General features: G+C 42.2%; 15 protein-coding genes and 1 pseudogene. 7 read left to right on the top strand and 9 right to left on the bottom strand.

The genetic code is table 11. The features are described 5' to 3' along the window. Nucleotides 1–15: 15 nt before the first annotated feature. The 5 genes and pseudogenes from FW759_RS03100 to pilG form a co-directional block, all read right to left on the bottom strand. Entirely contained in the window at nt 16–900 is an 885-nt protein-coding gene (locus tag FW759_RS03100; protein WP_446442165.1) for a CheR family methyltransferase, read from the bottom strand. Between the two features lie 182 nt (nt 901–1,082). After that, nucleotides 1,083–2,153, bottom strand: a pseudogene (locus FW759_RS03095) (methyl-accepting chemotaxis protein); the annotation flags it as partial. Between the two features lie 516 nt (nt 2,154–2,669). Next, nucleotides 2,670–3,200 carry a chemotaxis protein CheW gene (locus tag FW759_RS03090; protein ID WP_062845429.1) on the bottom strand — a complete coding sequence of 177 codons (531 nt, stop codon included), beginning with the start codon at nt 3,198–3,200 and terminating at the stop codon, nt 2,670–2,672. A gap of 3 nt (nt 3,201–3,203) precedes the next feature. Further along, nucleotides 3,204–3,566, bottom strand: a complete 363-nt coding sequence (locus FW759_RS03085; protein WP_062845430.1) for a response regulator — start codon at nt 3,564–3,566, stop codon at nt 3,204–3,206. Nucleotides 3,567–3,817: 251 nt separating this feature from the next. Next, nucleotides 3,818–4,195, bottom strand: a complete 378-nt coding sequence (pilG, locus tag FW759_RS03080) for a twitching motility response regulator PilG (RefSeq protein ID WP_446442164.1) — start codon at nt 4,193–4,195, stop codon at nt 3,818–3,820. Nucleotides 4,196–4,896: 701 nt separating this feature from the next. On the opposite strand from pilG, the gene FW759_RS03075 reads away from it, so the two are divergent. The 7 genes from FW759_RS03075 to FW759_RS03045 all read left to right on the top strand — a co-directional run bounded on the left by FW759_RS03075 (nt 4,897) and on the right by FW759_RS03045 (nt 13,471). Further along, complete coding sequence (locus tag FW759_RS03075) at nt 4,897–6,147, top strand: HlyD family efflux transporter periplasmic adaptor subunit (protein ID WP_446442163.1); 1,251 nt, start codon at nt 4,897–4,899, stop codon at nt 6,145–6,147. Nucleotides 6,148–6,445: 298 nt separating this feature from the next. Then, on the top strand, nt 6,446–7,168 hold the full coding sequence (locus tag FW759_RS03070) for a response regulator transcription factor (RefSeq protein ID WP_062845432.1): 723 nt from the start codon (nt 6,446–6,448) through the stop codon (nt 7,166–7,168). Nucleotides 7,169–7,192: 24 nt separating this feature from the next. Beyond that, nucleotides 7,193–9,322 (top strand): ATP-binding protein, encoded by a 2,130-nt coding sequence (locus tag FW759_RS03065; protein WP_443529876.1) that lies wholly within the window; start codon nt 7,193–7,195, stop codon nt 9,320–9,322. A gap of 257 nt (nt 9,323–9,579) precedes the next feature. Continuing rightward, nucleotides 9,580–10,350 carry a methionine ABC transporter ATP-binding protein gene (locus FW759_RS03060; RefSeq protein WP_443571441.1) on the top strand — a complete coding sequence of 257 codons (771 nt, stop codon included), beginning with the start codon at nt 9,580–9,582 and terminating at the stop codon, nt 10,348–10,350. Between the two features lie 19 nt (nt 10,351–10,369). Next, a complete protein-coding gene (locus FW759_RS03055) occupies nt 10,370–11,056 on the top strand; it encodes a methionine ABC transporter permease (RefSeq protein ID WP_062845435.1) in 687 nt (228 codons plus the stop codon). A gap of 220 nt (nt 11,057–11,276) precedes the next feature. Further along, nucleotides 11,277–12,236, top strand: coding sequence for a MetQ/NlpA family ABC transporter substrate-binding protein (locus tag FW759_RS03050; RefSeq protein WP_062845436.1), 960 nt, complete (start codon nt 11,277–11,279; stop codon nt 12,234–12,236). Between the two features lie 386 nt (nt 12,237–12,622). After that, nucleotides 12,623–13,471 (top strand): aldo/keto reductase, encoded by an 849-nt coding sequence (locus FW759_RS03045; protein WP_446442162.1) that lies wholly within the window; start codon nt 12,623–12,625, stop codon nt 13,469–13,471. Nucleotides 13,472–13,559: 88 nt separating this feature from the next. Here FW759_RS03045 and ccmE read toward each other — a convergent pair whose 3' ends face one another. From ccmE to FW759_RS03025, 4 genes are all read right to left on the bottom strand, one after another. Continuing rightward, nucleotides 13,560–14,060 carry a cytochrome c maturation protein CcmE gene (gene ccmE / locus FW759_RS03040; RefSeq protein ID WP_446442161.1) on the bottom strand — a complete coding sequence of 167 codons (501 nt, stop codon included), beginning with the start codon at nt 14,058–14,060 and terminating at the stop codon, nt 13,560–13,562. Between the two features lie 207 nt (nt 14,061–14,267). Next, nucleotides 14,268–14,501, bottom strand: a complete 234-nt coding sequence (ccmD, locus tag FW759_RS03035; RefSeq protein WP_062845439.1) for a heme exporter protein CcmD — start codon at nt 14,499–14,501, stop codon at nt 14,268–14,270. A gap of 16 nt (nt 14,502–14,517) precedes the next feature. Then, nucleotides 14,518–15,306, bottom strand: coding sequence for a heme ABC transporter permease CcmC (gene ccmC, locus FW759_RS03030; RefSeq protein ID WP_062845440.1), 789 nt, complete (start codon nt 15,304–15,306; stop codon nt 14,518–14,520). 225 nt (nt 15,307–15,531) lie between these two features. Then, nucleotides 15,532–16,188: a heme exporter protein CcmB gene (locus FW759_RS03025; protein WP_179288391.1), complete on the bottom strand. Its 657-nt coding sequence runs from the start codon at nt 16,186–16,188 to the stop codon at nt 15,532–15,534. Between the last annotated feature and the right edge of the window lie 71 nt (nt 16,189–16,259).

The raw sequence follows: 16,259 nt of genomic DNA, 5'->3' as shown, positions 1-16,259 counted from the left end.
CGTTTAGGCGCTAATTTAGGCACTGGTTTTTTGCCACACATTCACTTGCGGGTGCGCAATGCGGCGCATATTTGAAGGACGCCAAAACAACGCCTCACCGGGAGCCAATATAATATATCCACCTAACACACACTGCTCTGATAGCCTAGTTAAAATATCTCGCTGATCAAATTTACGAAAGTAGAGCAGCATATTTTGACAGATAATCACATGTTGAAGATGTGAGGTGGGTGGTTGTTGTTCAATAACATTGTGTAAAGCAAAATCTACATGCTGCTGTAAAACTGGCGCAACTTGCCACTGGGACTCGGTGTTTATTCTGATCGTAGCAGAATCAGTTGAATTTGGAGTATCAGTTGTAATTTTAGTACTCGATGGCCGAATAAACTGCTGGTATCGCTGTGGTATCAACAACTGCTGTCGACTGTCATACCGCCCCAATCGTGCTTTTGCAATTGCTTGCTGGCTGACGTCAGTACCCAAAATTGAGTAGTTCGTCAGCTGCTCCGATGCCAAGCTCATTGCAAGTGACCAAGCTTCTTGCCCACAAGCACACCCCACACTCCAAATTCGAAACAATTCGTTAGGAACTCTATCAATATGGGTATCAATAAGCAGTTGCTGCTGATGCTCTAAAGCGCACTTTATAACAAAATCTATAGACGGCATATGGCGAAAAAAACGGCTTTCGTGAATCAATACTTTGTCCAATAAGCGCTGACGTATTGCGCTATTATTTGGTAGTTGATCCCAAAGCTTTGTAATGCTCAACCCATGCAATGACGCTGTCTGGTTAATTGCATTGGTCAGCCACTGCAATTGAACATCTGGTAAAACAAAGCCAATCTCTTGTTCTATATATTTTTGCCACTGCTGCACATCAATATAGTCTTCTGACATTAAAGCTCTCGCCAATACGGATTTTGATGTTTCAGGTAGACAGCTGTCTGGTCGAGTCAAATTATTCACGTCACCTAATATGTTTGTAGCTGCACGTCATTCCTACTCGCACAGCTTGCTGATGAATACATTAGTATGAAAAACACTTACCCTCTTATACATACTTAGGTAAAGACTTATTCTCAAACATTTTCTGAAAACATCTCTCTCTCGAGTAACTCAGTATCCAGTAACTCATCATCATTCGATACTTTAAAGCCTGTCACTGACTCTTGAAGTGCAGCAGCCATTTCACTTAACTCACCAATAGAACGTGCTGTTGCCATCGTACCAGATGAGGTTTGTGAAGTGATGTCTTGAATGATATTCATGGTTTGTGAAATGTGCCCAGCAGATTCGGCCTGTTGCATTGCTGCATTTGAGATGTTCTGAATCAAGTCGGCTAGAGTATTAGAAACGCTCTGAACTTCTTCTAGTGCTTCACCAGCATCTTTTGCCAAACGCGCACCACGTACCACTTCGGACGTGGTTGACTCCATCGACATTACCGCTTCATTGGTATCAGCCTGAATCGTTTTTACCAGTGTTTCAATCTGCTTGGTAGCATTAGCAGAACGCTCAGCAAGACGTTGAACTTCATCAGCAACAACGGCAAAGCCTCGACCTGCTTCACCAGCCATTGAGGCCTGAATAGCCGCGTTCAATGCCAAAACGTTGGTTTGATCAGCAATATCATTGATCAAGCCGACGATATCGCCAATTTCTTGTGAAGACTCACCAAGGCGTTTGATACGCTTAGACGTTTCTTGAATCTGATCTCGAATGACATTCATACCTTCAATAGAGCGCTGTACAACCGCCGCGCCATTATGAGAGATAGCTACTGAACGCTGAGCAACAGTTGCAGATTCTGCCGCGTTGTTTGAAACTTGGTCAATCGACACCGTCATCTCATTGATAGCTGCTGATACACCTGCGATTTCTTGGGCTTGGTGTTCAGAAGCTTCGGCAAGCTCAACCGCATTCATCTGTGTTTGCTCTGAAGATTGAGAGACGCGAACAGCCGTATTGTTGATGACCAATACCAACTGACGCAACTGGTCAATTGCGAAGTTAACAGAATCGGCAATCGCCCCTGTAAAATCCTCTGATACCGTTGCATTGACAGTCAAATCCCCTTCTGCCAAATCTCCCAACTCATCTAGTAGACGTAGAATAGCTATCTGGTTACGTTCGTTCTCTTCTTGAATTTGACGAGCACGCTCAGATTCTGCTTCTGCTTCTTGACGACGACGTAAGGTTTCTTTTTCGATGAGTAACCGCTCCGAGCCACCGCGTTGCTTAAGCAAATTATAAAGAGCAAATAAGGTTCCCAGCACCCCTACGACAAATATCGCCACAGGTAACACCACAGCTTGATTGAAATCTACCAAATACTGACTCACTGACGACAGTGAATTGACCAGCCAGATCAGACAAGCCACACTTATTAGAACAAAAACGCCTAATAACACTCTCCACATACCATTCGCATCTTTGCTATCTACTGCTGTTTTGGTCGTACCAGTTGCAGATTTATTTATAACATCACTCATCGTACGTATTCCTTTCAGACAATTGTCAAAGTCTTATCGTGACTTTGACAATCTTACTGTTATAAAAGAAACAGTGATCAACAAAGTCTGTATGAATGCTGACATCCAAGCGTATCATGTCATTCGCCATTATTTTGTCATCAATATAATAGCCAATTAGGCTATCATCGACGGCTATATTGCAGCATCAGCATACTGCGGATCTTGCGCGAGCAAACTTGGCATAAAAACATACCAGTCCTGCTCATTTTTAAAAAATTTGCCATGATTATAAGGAGCAAAGGGCGAACTTGATTCAATGGCTTCTGCGCGGTATTGATCCTGAGTAAACTGCTCAATACCAATAACCTGATCTACCAATAGCCCTGAGAAAAAATCACCGTGATCTATAACCATCACTTTACGCTGGCTCATTTGTGCTAAGCGGCTCGGCACTTGTAAAAACTGAGACAAATCTGTTATGGGTAACAAACGACCACGGATATTGGCGATACCCAGCATCCAAGGCTTGACTAAAGGCAAGCTTGTATACTCTGGCATGGCCAAAACTTCTGAGACTTGACCCATTGGCGCGACCAAACGCTGCCCGCCAATCTCAAAGACCACACCTTGCCAGTCATACTCTTGTCCACCGCGACGGCCACTTTTGCGAGCACGTGCCAGATCGGCTAGACGCAGAAGCTCAATGAATCCTTTGGAAGCCACAAGCTACCCCATTACTTTATGAATGATATTCACCAAACCATTCTCATCAATTGGTTTCGCCATGTACTCTTTAGCACCCTGACGCTTACCCCAAACCCTATCGGTCTCTTGGTTTTTAGTACTAATCATAATCACAGGAATATGAGCGGTGGTTTTACCACGAGTTATTTTTCGAGTTGCCTGAAAGCCATTCATCTCAGGCATGACCACATCCATTAAGATAACATCTGGTAAATGTTCCGCCGCCATTTGACAGCCCTGCTCGCCATTTATCGCTTCTAATACTTTAAAATTATGTCTGGCAAGCATGTCGCGGAATTTTGCCATTTCAGATGGTGAGTCATCAATGACTAAGACAGTAGTCATGGGAATTTCCTTTGTTTTCAAAGATATCCTTTGGGATATATTAATAGATTTATTGAGACAAGCTGCATAGAAATAACAGGCCAAAAATGAATGGCGACGTAATTTTTTTACAGTTGCGACTAAATACTAAGCAATCATGAGTCAGGTTAAGTACTACCAAATACTTGACCCTACAACCTTATCAATATCAACAGGTATCTACATACCTATCTGCAAATATCCAGTCGAACCAGTACTTGCAGGTATTCAAACTAGCGGTACTGGTTAATTGCCTCAAACAACTCATCTTTACTAAATGGCTTGGTCAAATACTCATCAGATCCAACAATACGGCCTCTTGCTTTGTCAAACAAACCATCTTTAGACGACAACATAATGACTGGTTTGTTGGCATAATCTGGATTGTTCTTTATTAATGCACATGTTTGATAGCCATCTAAACGCGGCATCATGATGTCGACAAAAATAATATCTGGATTGTTATCAACGATTTTCGCTAAAGCATCAAAACCATCAATTGCGGTCACTACTTCACAACCTGCTTTTTGTAACAAGGTTTCTGCGGTACTGCGAATGGTTTTTGAATCATCAATCACCATTACTTTTAAGCCATCAAAATTATTTTCCATCATATTGTCCTATAAACGACTGTTTATTCTTAATGCTATCTATCAATACAAAATTTTAACGGTTATTTCCATCTGCCCTACTACTTATTATTAGACAACGATGGACAGCTAAATTTGCATTACCATGAGTTACGACAGCTAACTTACCTTCTGTCAGTATCTGCCTCTCAAATACGGCTTCAACATAGGTTACTATACGCACTTTTTTCTCAAGAATCTTACTAAATTAAAGCAGATTATCCGCTTATTAAATGAGTAATAACGCTTCGATCGATGCCTCTAAATGCCGTATTTTTTTCAGGTCTATTAACGCATTTTGTATTCAGCCACTATCATTTCTTGCTATCACTTTTATCAAAGACTGCAAGCCTACATCAGAAAAGTGACAACTCTATGATATTTTTGCATTATATAGAAACGAAAAATACATTGCTGAATAATTTTATTTTGTAATACAAATGTATCGTAATATTTCATTAAGCTTGTTTTAGCACAGTTATTAATTTTTTTCCAGATATTAACGATCCAATATTCGTACTGTTCAGTAATAAAAGCAGTAGAACTTATCTATCAGCGTAATTATTTTGATTGCGCCGCGGTGTTGAAAGCGCTATCTTCGTAAGCGGCATAAGGGTTTGGCAGTCGTTTTCCCTCATTGCTATTTACTATATAATACAATGACGACTACGATGGTGACTGCGATGACAGCTTCTCAAATTTTAAAGACCAGCACCTACTTAATCAGTGCTTTGATACTAGCTGCCTGTCAGCCCTCTGCACCTACCGACGAATCTGTGATGGTCGATGATAGTAGTACTGTAGATACACCTCTTGTTATTACCGATGATAGCGTCACCATTGCTCCAGACCATATATTAAGTATAAAACCATCGCGTTATCAGCCTAGTATTGGGCTACAAGGCAATCTTGAACCTGTCAAGCAAATCAAGCTCATGACTGCACATCCAGTGACTGTCGAAGAGGTATTGGTCACCGAAGGTCAGTTGGTAGAAAAAGATATGCCATTGCTCATCGTTCGACGTGTACGTTCAGACAACAGCGAAGCAAATTCATCCGATACTTTAGAAAGCAATACTTCAACATCAGCGAAACGCACTCAAGAGCAAGAGCTTACAAGCGAGTCCAGTGGTGCAAAGCTACCGGAGAATCACGATAAATCTAAATCGGCCAAATCTATAACGGCTGAAGACAAAATATCTGATCTACAAGAAGAAAACTCTTCACGATCTTCATCCACTAACGATGACAATGTTTCTGTCAAAGATGACGTAACCGATAGTGCCGATCAAGAAACGCATTCAAAATCACCGTATAACTTGGTCACAATACGTGCGAGTTTTGTAGGGCGCGTAGAAGGGTTACAGGTCAAAGCAGAAGATCAGCTCGTAGCTCGTACACCTCTTTTACAGCTAAATGATGAGACGCAGTTGTACTTTGTCTCATCGTTACCCATTCAGGCAAAGCCTCAGCTTTCGATTGGTCAGACTGTCAATTTTTCAGTGAATGGACAATCAGATAATTTTACCGGTCAAATCAGCAAGCTGACCACAACGAGTCAACCAAAAAAGCTTTTAGTGCATGTGGATGTGATTGAAAACAAAGCCAGTCGTGCCACATTATTGCCAAACATGAAAGTCATAGGACGTGTGGACTATGGTCAAATAGATGTGGGTACAATTGTACCCAAGCGTGCGCTTCACGATGTTGACTTGACAGAATTACAAAAGCCACCATACAAGCCACTAAGACCTTTAACGGCCAATGTATGGATTATTGGACAAGATCAGCGCTTGATGCGTCGGCCTATTGAGGTAGTAGAATATAATCCTACAACAAAACAATATTTAATTGCAGGTATTAGTAATGATAGTCTGATTTGTTTGGCAGACTTACCTGTTGATTCTAATGGTAAAAAAGTTATCGTTTCTTAATTAACAGCACTGACAGTTACATTACACAGAAACATTAACAAACCCGCTCTTGTTTTGTAACAGCCTAATTAGGCAATATAACGGTATTATATATGTCATTAACCGAGTATTTAGATTTTATATTTTTTCTATCTTGATGCTTATTTAAGGTTTTGAGACCTATCAGATGACTTAACCTATTAAATGCTTTGAAGTCTCACGATTGATTGGTTAAAGCTATCTGTATATGAAATATTTGATATATAAAGCATTCGGATGTATTACACTTTTGGTAACTATAACAACTAGAGGATAACCCATGAGCAAGCAAATTTTATTGATTGAAGACGATCCTGATTTGGCTGAGCTAATCAGCGACTATCTCACCATGAATTATTACGACGTCCATCATGCGGGACTCGGTCAGGAAGGGCTTGACTTATTAGATGCCAAAGAACGTGAAATTGATTTGGTTGTACTTGATTTGATGCTGCCTGATATGGACGGTATGCAAGTGTGTCAAAAAATTCGCGGTAACAAAAATAACATGACCAATAAAGTGCCGATCATCATGTTGACAGCTAAGGGTGATACGACAGATCGCGTTTTAGGTCTTGAAATGGGTGCTGATGATTATATCGCTAAGCCATTTGAGCCACGTGAACTATTGGCACGTATTCGTGCGGTTATTCGTCGGCACGAACAGCCCAATCAAGCAGACAGCCAATCAGATAGCTTAACGTTTGGTCGTTTGAGCGTGTTCCCTGATAGCCACGAAGTCACCATCGATGATGAGCCTGTTCGCCTGACGACGCATCAGTTTCAATTATTGCATTACTTTGCCACGCATTCTGGTAAAGTACTGAATCGCGAGCAACTTTGGCAAGCCATGCCAAACGATGACAGCTCAGACAATATTGATCGTGCCATTGACGTACATATTTCGCGCTTGCGTGCTTTGATTGAAGACAATCCACGTCAGCCAAAACGAATCATTACCGTACGCGGCGTTGGTTATCAATTTGCAACAGATCAGGTATAAGCATCTGATAAAAGAGATGGTTTAATGCAGCAGTTGGGATTTCGTTCCGTATTTGCCAAGCTATTTGCCAGTGTCATGCTGGCTCTTATATTGTTTGCCGTTGCTATGGTGTTATTGACACAACTTGTCCATGACAAAGATGCAGGTATTCGCTCCGAAGTCCTAGCCACGCAGATTTTGGGTCAAATCGACCCATTTTTGCATGAGCTGAATATCTCTGTTAGCAAAGATAACAGGTTACAGTCACGCTTTATGCTGGCTGTGGTCAAAAAAAGCTTTGATATTTTTGATGAGTCATTGCAAGCAAAGATGGGCTTGTATGACAGTGAAGGTCGTTTGTTGATGCAAACCGACAACAGTGACCTACCACTTGAATTGCCAGCACCACCTTCTTTATTGTCCCGTGTGTTTCCTTCGTTTGCAGATACCTCCCCTACCAAGCAAGCTCAAGTATATAGCAGCACTGGTTATACGCTTCTGTATGAATCACGTTTACCACCCAAAAAACCTGTACTTTCTGCTGCCCTAAATTTATTTACGGGTACGCTGCTCTTGCTCATCATCATGGCAGGCGTCCTGTGGGTGATTGCACGTACCATTACTTGGCGTATCAATCAGATGAGTCAGCAGATGGCACAATTGGGTGATGGTGATTTTACAGTGCGGGTAAACGCGCAAGGTAATGATGAGATTGCTTCGCTAGCACGTGGTTTCAACCAAGCCGCTCAAAAGATCGAACACCTTATCGATGCCAATAATTTACTGTTAGCGCACGCTTCGCATGAATTGCGTACGCCCATCACTCGTATCCGCTTGCAGATAGAGATGATGGATATGCTGACGGATCCCTTACCCGTCGATATCAAAGCAAAGTTTGATAAACGCGCTCAAGCAATTAATCGAGATTTATCAGGGCTTAATGATTTGGTAGAAAGCATTTTGCTGGTTAGCCGCTTGGATGCTGGTCATGCTTTGCAACAAGTGGAGCGCTTGGATTTGTATGACCTTATGAACCAAGAACGTCAACATTATCCTGAAGCCACTTTGATTGGTGAGCACATTATGATCGATGGTCAACCATCGATGCTGACTCATTTAATTCGTAACTTATTGACCAATGCCATGCTTCATGGCAAACCACCAGTCACGGTATTGCTGTATGGCGTTCAGAGCGTCGATCAAGCGGATGTTATTCCTGACTATCTATTACAAACCGTGCTTTGCAGCAGCTTTGTGGATTACAACAGTTCTGATTTTGATACTTATGAGCAACCCAATCATATCGATGAGTCTGCAGCACAAAATGACGCGTCTAGCACGTCTGAGAAAATGAAGGCTGAAACAGCAGAGGCGATGGCGATGTTACCGGCGCCACTTCTCTATAGAAATGGTGAAAGTCTTGTGTTAGAAGAGGATGGCAATACTGATGTGAATGTAGACAACAGCGCTGACAATCTTGACGCCAGTACCGTTTCAGCGGATGTTACTACTAAAGGCACTGCATCTAATGTAGAGTTATCTAAAACTTTAGTGAAAAATTCACTCAAATCCAATAGTACGTCGTCACTGATTGCCGACTATCATAGCTTCACCAACGATTTGACGGGTAAAATTAAGAAGGTCATGTGGAGAGCTGTTCCTGAGGACAAAATATCTTCTCAAAACAACCATATGTCAACTACCACAAATAGTGAAATGATTACTACATCTAAAGATGGTGCTGTCAGAAGTAATGATAAAACGCAAAACATTGATACTACGCCCAAATCGAACAAACCAGTCGCTGATTCAGCAGTGACTAAAAATGAGACTAAGAATGGCGAAGAAGCGTCTAGCGCACCGCGTAAAGAAGGCTTATTTTCTAAACATTTGAAAAAATCCAAAGCTGAACCAGAACGTCCGTTACCTAAGTATGCCGTGCTGGCTGTTATTGATGAAGGCACAGGCATTCCTGAGGACAAACGCGAAGAAGTGTTCAGTCCGTTTGTACGGTTGCAGCAAAAAAACAAAGGCTCAGGCTTAGGTTTATCATTGGTTTCACAAATCGTGACCGCCCATCAAGGTCGCATTCTTACCGATACGGTTAATGGTCATACTAGATTTTTGGTTATCATACCTGTCAAACACGATCCTCATTATCATCAGCACAACTAATGGATGGCGTTATCGAATCTATAATTTTTTAACGCCATCATCGCCCCTTACCTTCTCCAAAACACTTCTCACTAATAGCGATTAGTCATAAGCCAGTCACGGATGTGCATATCCAAAACACCGAATAATATGCTATATTAACGCCCCTTATTATAGGGTTATTGACGATTGTTATTGAATTGGCTTCTTTACGTTGTTAAGGAGGCATGACAATACGTTCTTGACTATTAAAAAAATTATTGAATTTTGAGCCCTCCATGAATGACATGATTGTCTTAAACGATGTGACCAAAAGTTTTTTAAGCGACCGATCAATCAAAAACGAAGACGGCAAACCGCATTGGTTTACTGCTGTTGAGCCGACGTCTCTCGCTGTAAAACAAGGGGAAATCTTTGGTCTAATGGGCTATTCGGGCGCAGGTAAATCGACCCTATTGCGCTTGATTAATATGCTTGAGCGTCCAGATTCAGGTCAAGTTATCATTGATGGAACTGACTTGACGACGTTGTCTGCCAAAGACTTACGCATTGCTCGGCACAATATTGGTATGATTTTTCAGCAGTTTAACCTCATGTCTAATCGCACCGTTTTTGATAACGTGGCTTTTAATTTAACAGTGTCAGGTTATCCCAGTCGTGATATTCATAAACGCGTCATGGAATGTCTTGAAATTGTCGATTTGATAGATCGGGCTGGTCATTATCCTGCACAGCTATCGGGTGGACAAAAGCAGCGCGTTGGTATTGCTCGAGCCATTGCACCAAGCCCAAAAGTCTTATTGGCTGACGAGCCAACTAGCGCACTTGATCCATCGACGACCCGCAGTCTATTGACCTGTCTACGCGACATCAATGAACAACTTGGCGTGACCATTGTGATTGTGACCCACGAGATGAGTGTTATTCGTAGGTTGTGTGATCGTGCTGCATTATTGCATCAAGGCAAATTGCTAGAAGTGGCAGAAGTAAGAGATGGTTTGATACAGGCAAATACCCAGATTGGCAAAGGCTTAGTCGTTGAGGACTAATGAGGCAGGAGAAATAAATATGTTAACTGGTACTGAATTATCCGCCTCTATAGACAAGTTGTTTGCGCTGCGCAAAGAGATTGTGGATGCTTTTATTGATACGTTCATTATGCTCGGCATTTCAACGACAGTCGCTATCGTCATTGGTGGTTTGTTTGGCGTGTTCCTGTTTTTATCAAGCGATCGTCAGTTTTTACAAAACAAAACCTTATACGGTGTACTTGGTGGTATCACCAACTTTATGCGTGCCTTCCCCTTTGTCATCTTGATGATTGCCATGAGTCCTTTTACCAAGGCCATCGTAGGTACTGGTATCGGACCAATCGCTGCCTCCTTAGTCTTGGCCATCGCCGGTTCGTTTTATTTTGCCCGTCTGGTCGAACAAAACTTACGTGAAGTACCGCGCGGGATTATTGAGGCGACCGAATCGATGGGCGCACGTCCTTTGACTATCATCAAGGTTTTATTGAATGAAGCGCGCTCTGGTCTTATATTGTCAGTAACGATTCTTTGTATCAGCTTGCTATCTTATTCGGCAGCGGCAGGTATGATTGGTGGTGGCGGTCTAGGTGACTTGGCAATTCGTTATGGCTATTATCGTTATCAAACGGAAGTAATGGTTTTTATCGTTCTGGTGCTATCTATCATGGTCATCTCGATTCAAGCCTCTGGCAACTGGTTGGCTAACCGCATGGACAAACGATAACCTCCTTTATAAAAAATAATAAGAAGGTATAACATACTCTTATTATGAATAAATACGAGGGTTTAATGCGCATTTGTCCTAAGCAAAATGCTTGACTTTGTTACTGAGACCCTTTAATTTTGTCACTAATTTAACATCCGTTAACTTAGCAGCATTATGATAATGTTGCTTTTTTAATGGGCAGATTTTGTTTTCTACTCTCTCTTATTAAGGAAGTTTCATGAAATTAACAGATATCAGCCGTCAGTTGGCGACTGCTTTTGCTGCCGTTGGCGTATCAGGCCTAGTATTGGTTGGTTGCAGCAACTCATCAGCACCAGAAGCCACCAAAGAGCCAGTGACAGAAGGCGCTACCGCCGAAACTGCTGCGAGCGATATCGATCCTGAGCATACAAAAATCGTTATCGGTACGACCGAAGGCGACTTTGCTGATATGGTACGTAACCAAGTTAAGAGCTCACTTGAAGCACAAGGTTATGAAGTTGAGTTAGTCGCTTTTACTGATTATGTGCGCCCGAACCTTGCCTTGGCAGAGGGTGACTTGGACATCAACATTTTCCAGCACAAACCGTACCTTGATAACTTCAAAAAAGAAAACAATCTTGATCTGGTCGAAGCATTCCAAGTACCAACCGCGCCACTTGGTATCTACTCTGGTAAAAAAACCAGTCTTGATGAAGCCTATAAAGGCATGAGTGTTTCTGCACCAAATGATCCAAGTAACTTTGCTCGTGCCCTTGTCATGATGAACGATCTTGGCTGGATCAAACTAAAAGACAATATTGATCCATTGACGGCATCGAAAACGGATATCGCTGACAACAGTAAATACGAGATCAACATCGTTGAGCTAGAAGCAGCTCAGTTACCGCGCGCTCGTGATGAAGTTGACTTCGCTGTTATCAATGGTAACTATGCAACCGATTCTGGTATCGAGTTATCAAGCGCTCTATTCCAAGAGCCAAGTTTTGCTTATGTTAACTGGTCAGCCATCAAGTCTGCTGACGTGGGCAAAAAGTGGGTTGAGGACGTGACCAACGCTTATAACTCAGAAGCATTTAAAAAGTATGCTCACGAAACTTTCCCAGGTTATAAGTATCCAAAAATGTGGGGAACGGATCATAGCGCCCATACAGATACTGCTGCAAGTACAGCGCCTGCAGAAGCCCCTGCACAGTAAGTTTTTATGTTAGAACCTGCTAGAAGCTAGCATATATTTTAGATTTTGAACGCCCATTGCTCAACGCGATGGGCGTTTTTTATAGCGCGGATTTTGACATTGTGTTTATAAAAGAGCTAACCCGATACTAAAAATGACGTTACAACCTGTTTGTCCTTTGTAGGAAAGCGTCACCTACTCTTTCACTTTGGCTGAGTTTTTCTTATAGTGGACAAGCTGAATATACGGATGAAGCTTACAGCGATCTAATCGTGCTTAAGTTTAGCTATATTGACCGTTGGTCAGATTAAGACTTAATGATATTAAACCATTGCTGAAAGACTTGATCCGTTAATTTTTTAAGGCAGACAAGACATGAGAAAACCACAATAAATAAGGATAATAATATGAGTACTAAAACTTATAATATGCGTACCGCTGGAAAAGCAAACATCCCTGTACTTGGCTTAGGTACTTGGCAATCAACAGGCCAAGACTGTCTGGCCGTTGTAAAAAAAGCGTTAGAGATGGGCTATGAGCACATTGATACCGCTCAAGCGTATGACAATGAAAAAGAAGTCGGACAAGGCATTAAACAGTCAGGTGTTGCTCGCGATAAATTCTTTTTGACCACTAAGATTTTTCCTGATGATATGAAGTTTCAACCAGAAAAATTGGTAGAAGCGGCGAAGCGCTCTTTAGAAAACCTAGATACAGATTATGTAGACTTATTACTACTGCATTGGCCTGATGATCGTGTTCCATTGTCTGAAACGATTCCTGCCTTATGTGAGCTACAAAAACAAGGCCTGACTCGACACATTGGTGTTTCTAACTTTAATATTGCCGATATCATTGAAGCAGAAAAATATGCCGACGTCCCTATTGTCGTAAACCAAGTTGAGTTCCACCCATTTATCAAACAAAATACTTTGCAAACTTTTCTGAATAATCATCATATTTTGTTGGAAGCTTATTCTCCATTAGCCCGTGGCGACGTTTTTGATAATGACATTATTAAAGAGATTGCCGATAAGCATAACGTAACACCTGCACAGATATCACTCGCTTGGATCTTGTCTGACAAGCATCGCGTTGCTATTCCAAAAACGTCTAACCCTGATCACTTGCAAGGAAACTTAGACGCTATCAAGGTAGAGCTGAGTGCTGACGAACTAGACAAGCTTGGTAGCTTAGCGCGTTCTGATGGCCGCAAAATTGAACATCCTGACTATAGCCCTGTTTGGGATGACTAATAGCGCATTGCTACTATTAAATGATAATTCCTAAAAAAGCCACCGATATTATCGGTGGCTTTTTTATATTGAGACAATTTTTCTGTCTTTATTGCTGGAGCGTTTGAGTCTCATGCACTTTTTCAGCAGGATTATATTGTTCAGAAGAAGGAATAGCGCCACTACGGTTGTTTTCTTTCATTGATTTGGCAACCTCAGGTGGCATATAGTTTTCATCATGCTTGGCCAATACTTCTCCAGCAACAAACGTATCGCCCTGCATTTTGCCAGTGGCAACAACTCCTGAGTTTTCAGCAAATAAATCAGGCAAGATACCTTGATAAGTCACAGGTACAGTCGATTTAAAATCTGTAATCGCAAACTCAATACTCAGTGGATCATTTGGCGCACGCTGAACGCTACCTGCCACCACCATACCCCCTGCGCGAATACGTTTGCCTTGCGGTGCTTCGCCTTTCGCAATGGCTGTCGCGTCAAAGTAGTAATCGGTTTGCTGACCAATGGCGTAAAGCACTAGCACCACGGCTATCGCCGCCCCTGCAAGTGTAAACATAACCCACATCAGTTTTTTGCGACGAACTGCGTTCATACCACTACCTCATTGATGACTCATTGTTTTACAAACTACCAATCTATAAAACAAAAAATATTGAAGAAACTACCATTAGAAAAACGTGCCAAAAATGTCTTTCTAATCGTACTCTTCTGGTGGCTATATGGTAGCATTTTTCGCACAAATCCATAAGCCTTATGAGGACTTAAAAAGGCATATCTTTATGATATTAGGAAGATTTTCTTATTTGTTAGACTCGAGTGAAGCCTTTGTCACAGTTGTTGGTACTTTGGCGGTACGCTGTGCTTGACGCGCTTGCTGAATGGTCAACTGCTTAATCAGTGCTTGTCTTTGGCGACGGCTGTAGATAATAAATACCAGTATTACGCCAATAGTGATTGCCCAACAAGACCACACAAAGACCCCATGCTTACCCATGGCAATAAATTCAGACACGCTATAAAAATAGGGCTGCATAATAGTTTCCTAGCCGTTATTTGTGTTGACCACGGATGTATTCTTTCACCCACGCTTTACCTTGATCGCGATACAAGATTAAGGTGTTGGTACGATAAATCGTCAATGTTGCGACCAGCAAATAACTACCAATAATCATCAGTAGCAATGGCATCCACATGTCTGCCGACATTTTTGGGGCAGCCGTTAATGTAAAGGTAGCGCCTTGATGCAAGGTATTCCACCACTCAACTGAGTACTTGATAATGGGCAAATTGACCGCACCAACAATGGATAAAATGGCGGCAGCTTTGCCTCGATTGGCTGTGTGTTCAAAAGCGGCAAATAGGGCCATGACACCTGCATATAAAAATGCCAAAATCAGCATAGAGGTCAAACGCGCATCCCAAACCCAGTAGGTGCCCCACGTGGGCTTTGCCCAAATAGAACCCGTCAATAAGCTAATCACACATAATAAGAACCCCATTGGAGCAAGTGCTTGAGCGACCAAACTGGCCGTCTTGATTTTCCAGACCAGATAAATCACACCCAATACCGCAAGGGTAAAATAGATAGAAATAGCAAGACTGGCTGCGGGTACATGTATAAAGATAATACGATAGCTATTGCCTTGCAGGTAATCAGGGGGCGCAAAAGCAAGTCCCCATATGCTACCGATTAGCAAGCAGATGCTAGCCAATATCGCAAGCCACTTAACCCAAGGCGCAAAAATACGAAAAAACTGTTTGGTACCCACAGTGGTTAAGAAGCCCTGCCAAATGCGTTGCCACAGGCTGGGAGATGAGACATTATTCAGGTTGGGCATGGGAATAAACCTATTACACAGCTTACTGGTGACGACCGATATAGCACATTATGAGCGCTATCATCTGCCAACCTGCTGGCGTTAAACACTGGATAGAATCTACAAAGAACGGCTTACGTACTTAATTGACTATTATAACAAAATTGCCAGTTTTCACCACGATGTTAATACATGAAGCGACAATACGAGAAGTTTTGGCAATATATTGACGGTACAGTTTCATGTTTAGTTCAGCCACGCCATTTTTAAAGTCATTGCAATGACCCATGGCATGACTAAGATTGAAACGATGCTGCCTGCTAATAACAAGGCCAATATGGGTAGACCATTGAGACCTGTGGCATATAGATCAACAGCGCCTGTTGCAAAAATCAGAACAGGCAATTGCATAGGTAAAGCAATCAATGGCACTAGCACTGCACCATTCTTCAATGATAGCGTCAAGCTACTGGCGATTGCAGACAGCATTAGCAGCATTGGGCTACCAGCGACGATAGAAGCCATTAATATCATGGTCTCAAACCAGCTCAGCTGAAACAAAGGCACCGCTAATAAACTGAGTATGGCCACAATGCCACTACTAAATACCCAGTGAATCGCTAAGCGAATCAGTACCCATAATGGCAGTGACGCTTTGGCAACAACCAATTGTGCCAAGGTGCCATTATCAAGGGCCGGCTTAAACAAACCATCCACACCCATTACCAGCGATAGTAAAGCCGCAATCCATACAGCGGACACGCCAAGTCGCTGTAATAGCGCAGGCTCGCTACCGACCGCCAGCGGAAACAAAGTAATAATCACCAAAAACAGTACCAAAGGATACAACCACTGCACTGCCCCTTGCTGCTTTACTTGCCACTCGCGTGCCCATAGCTGCATAAAACTGATACCACGCGACGTGTTCTCGATAGTATTGGCGCTTTTCTTCATCGCATGTATCGTCCTGTCTG

Source organism: Psychrobacter sp. 1176_08 (assembly GCF_052850615.1).
Note: the sequence above shows the minus strand (reverse complement) of the source record. Positions and strands in the feature narration are given on the sequence as shown.

Bases quoted from the DNA above. Each gene is read 5' to 3' on its own strand.
- ccmE (WP_446442161.1), bottom strand. From the start codon at position 14,060: ATGAACGCAGTTCGTCGCAAAAAACTGATGTGGGTTATGTTTACACTT.
- ccmD (WP_062845439.1), bottom strand. From the start codon at position 14,501: ATGCAGCCCTATTTTTATAGCGTGTCTGAATTTATTGCCATGGGTAAG.
- FW759_RS03070 (WP_062845432.1), top strand. From the start codon at position 6,446: ATGAGCAAGCAAATTTTATTGATTGAAGACGATCCTGATTTGGCTGAG.
- FW759_RS03100 (WP_446442165.1), bottom strand. From the start codon at position 900: ATGTCAGAAGACTATATTGATGTGCAGCAGTGGCAAAAATATATAGAA.
- FW759_RS03025 (WP_179288391.1), bottom strand. From the start codon at position 16,188: ATGCAGCTATGGGCACGCGAGTGGCAAGTAAAGCAGCAAGGGGCAGTG.
- FW759_RS03075 (WP_446442163.1), top strand. From the start codon at position 4,897: ATGACAGCTTCTCAAATTTTAAAGACCAGCACCTACTTAATCAGTGCT.
- FW759_RS03050 (WP_062845436.1), top strand. From the start codon at position 11,277: ATGAAATTAACAGATATCAGCCGTCAGTTGGCGACTGCTTTTGCTGCC.
- FW759_RS03045 (WP_446442162.1), top strand. From the start codon at position 12,623: ATGAGTACTAAAACTTATAATATGCGTACCGCTGGAAAAGCAAACATC.
- pilG (WP_446442164.1), bottom strand. From the start codon at position 4,195: ATGGAAAATAATTTTGATGGCTTAAAAGTAATGGTGATTGATGATTCA.
- ccmC (WP_062845440.1), bottom strand. From the start codon at position 15,306: ATGCCCAACCTGAATAATGTCTCATCTCCCAGCCTGTGGCAACGCATT.
- FW759_RS03055 (WP_062845435.1), top strand. From the start codon at position 10,370: ATGTTAACTGGTACTGAATTATCCGCCTCTATAGACAAGTTGTTTGCG.
- FW759_RS03060 (WP_443571441.1), top strand. From the start codon at position 9,580: ATGAATGACATGATTGTCTTAAACGATGTGACCAAAAGTTTTTTAAGC.
- FW759_RS03085 (WP_062845430.1), bottom strand. From the start codon at position 3,566: ATGACTACTGTCTTAGTCATTGATGACTCACCATCTGAAATGGCAAAA.
- FW759_RS03065 (WP_443529876.1), top strand. From the start codon at position 7,193: ATGCAGCAGTTGGGATTTCGTTCCGTATTTGCCAAGCTATTTGCCAGT.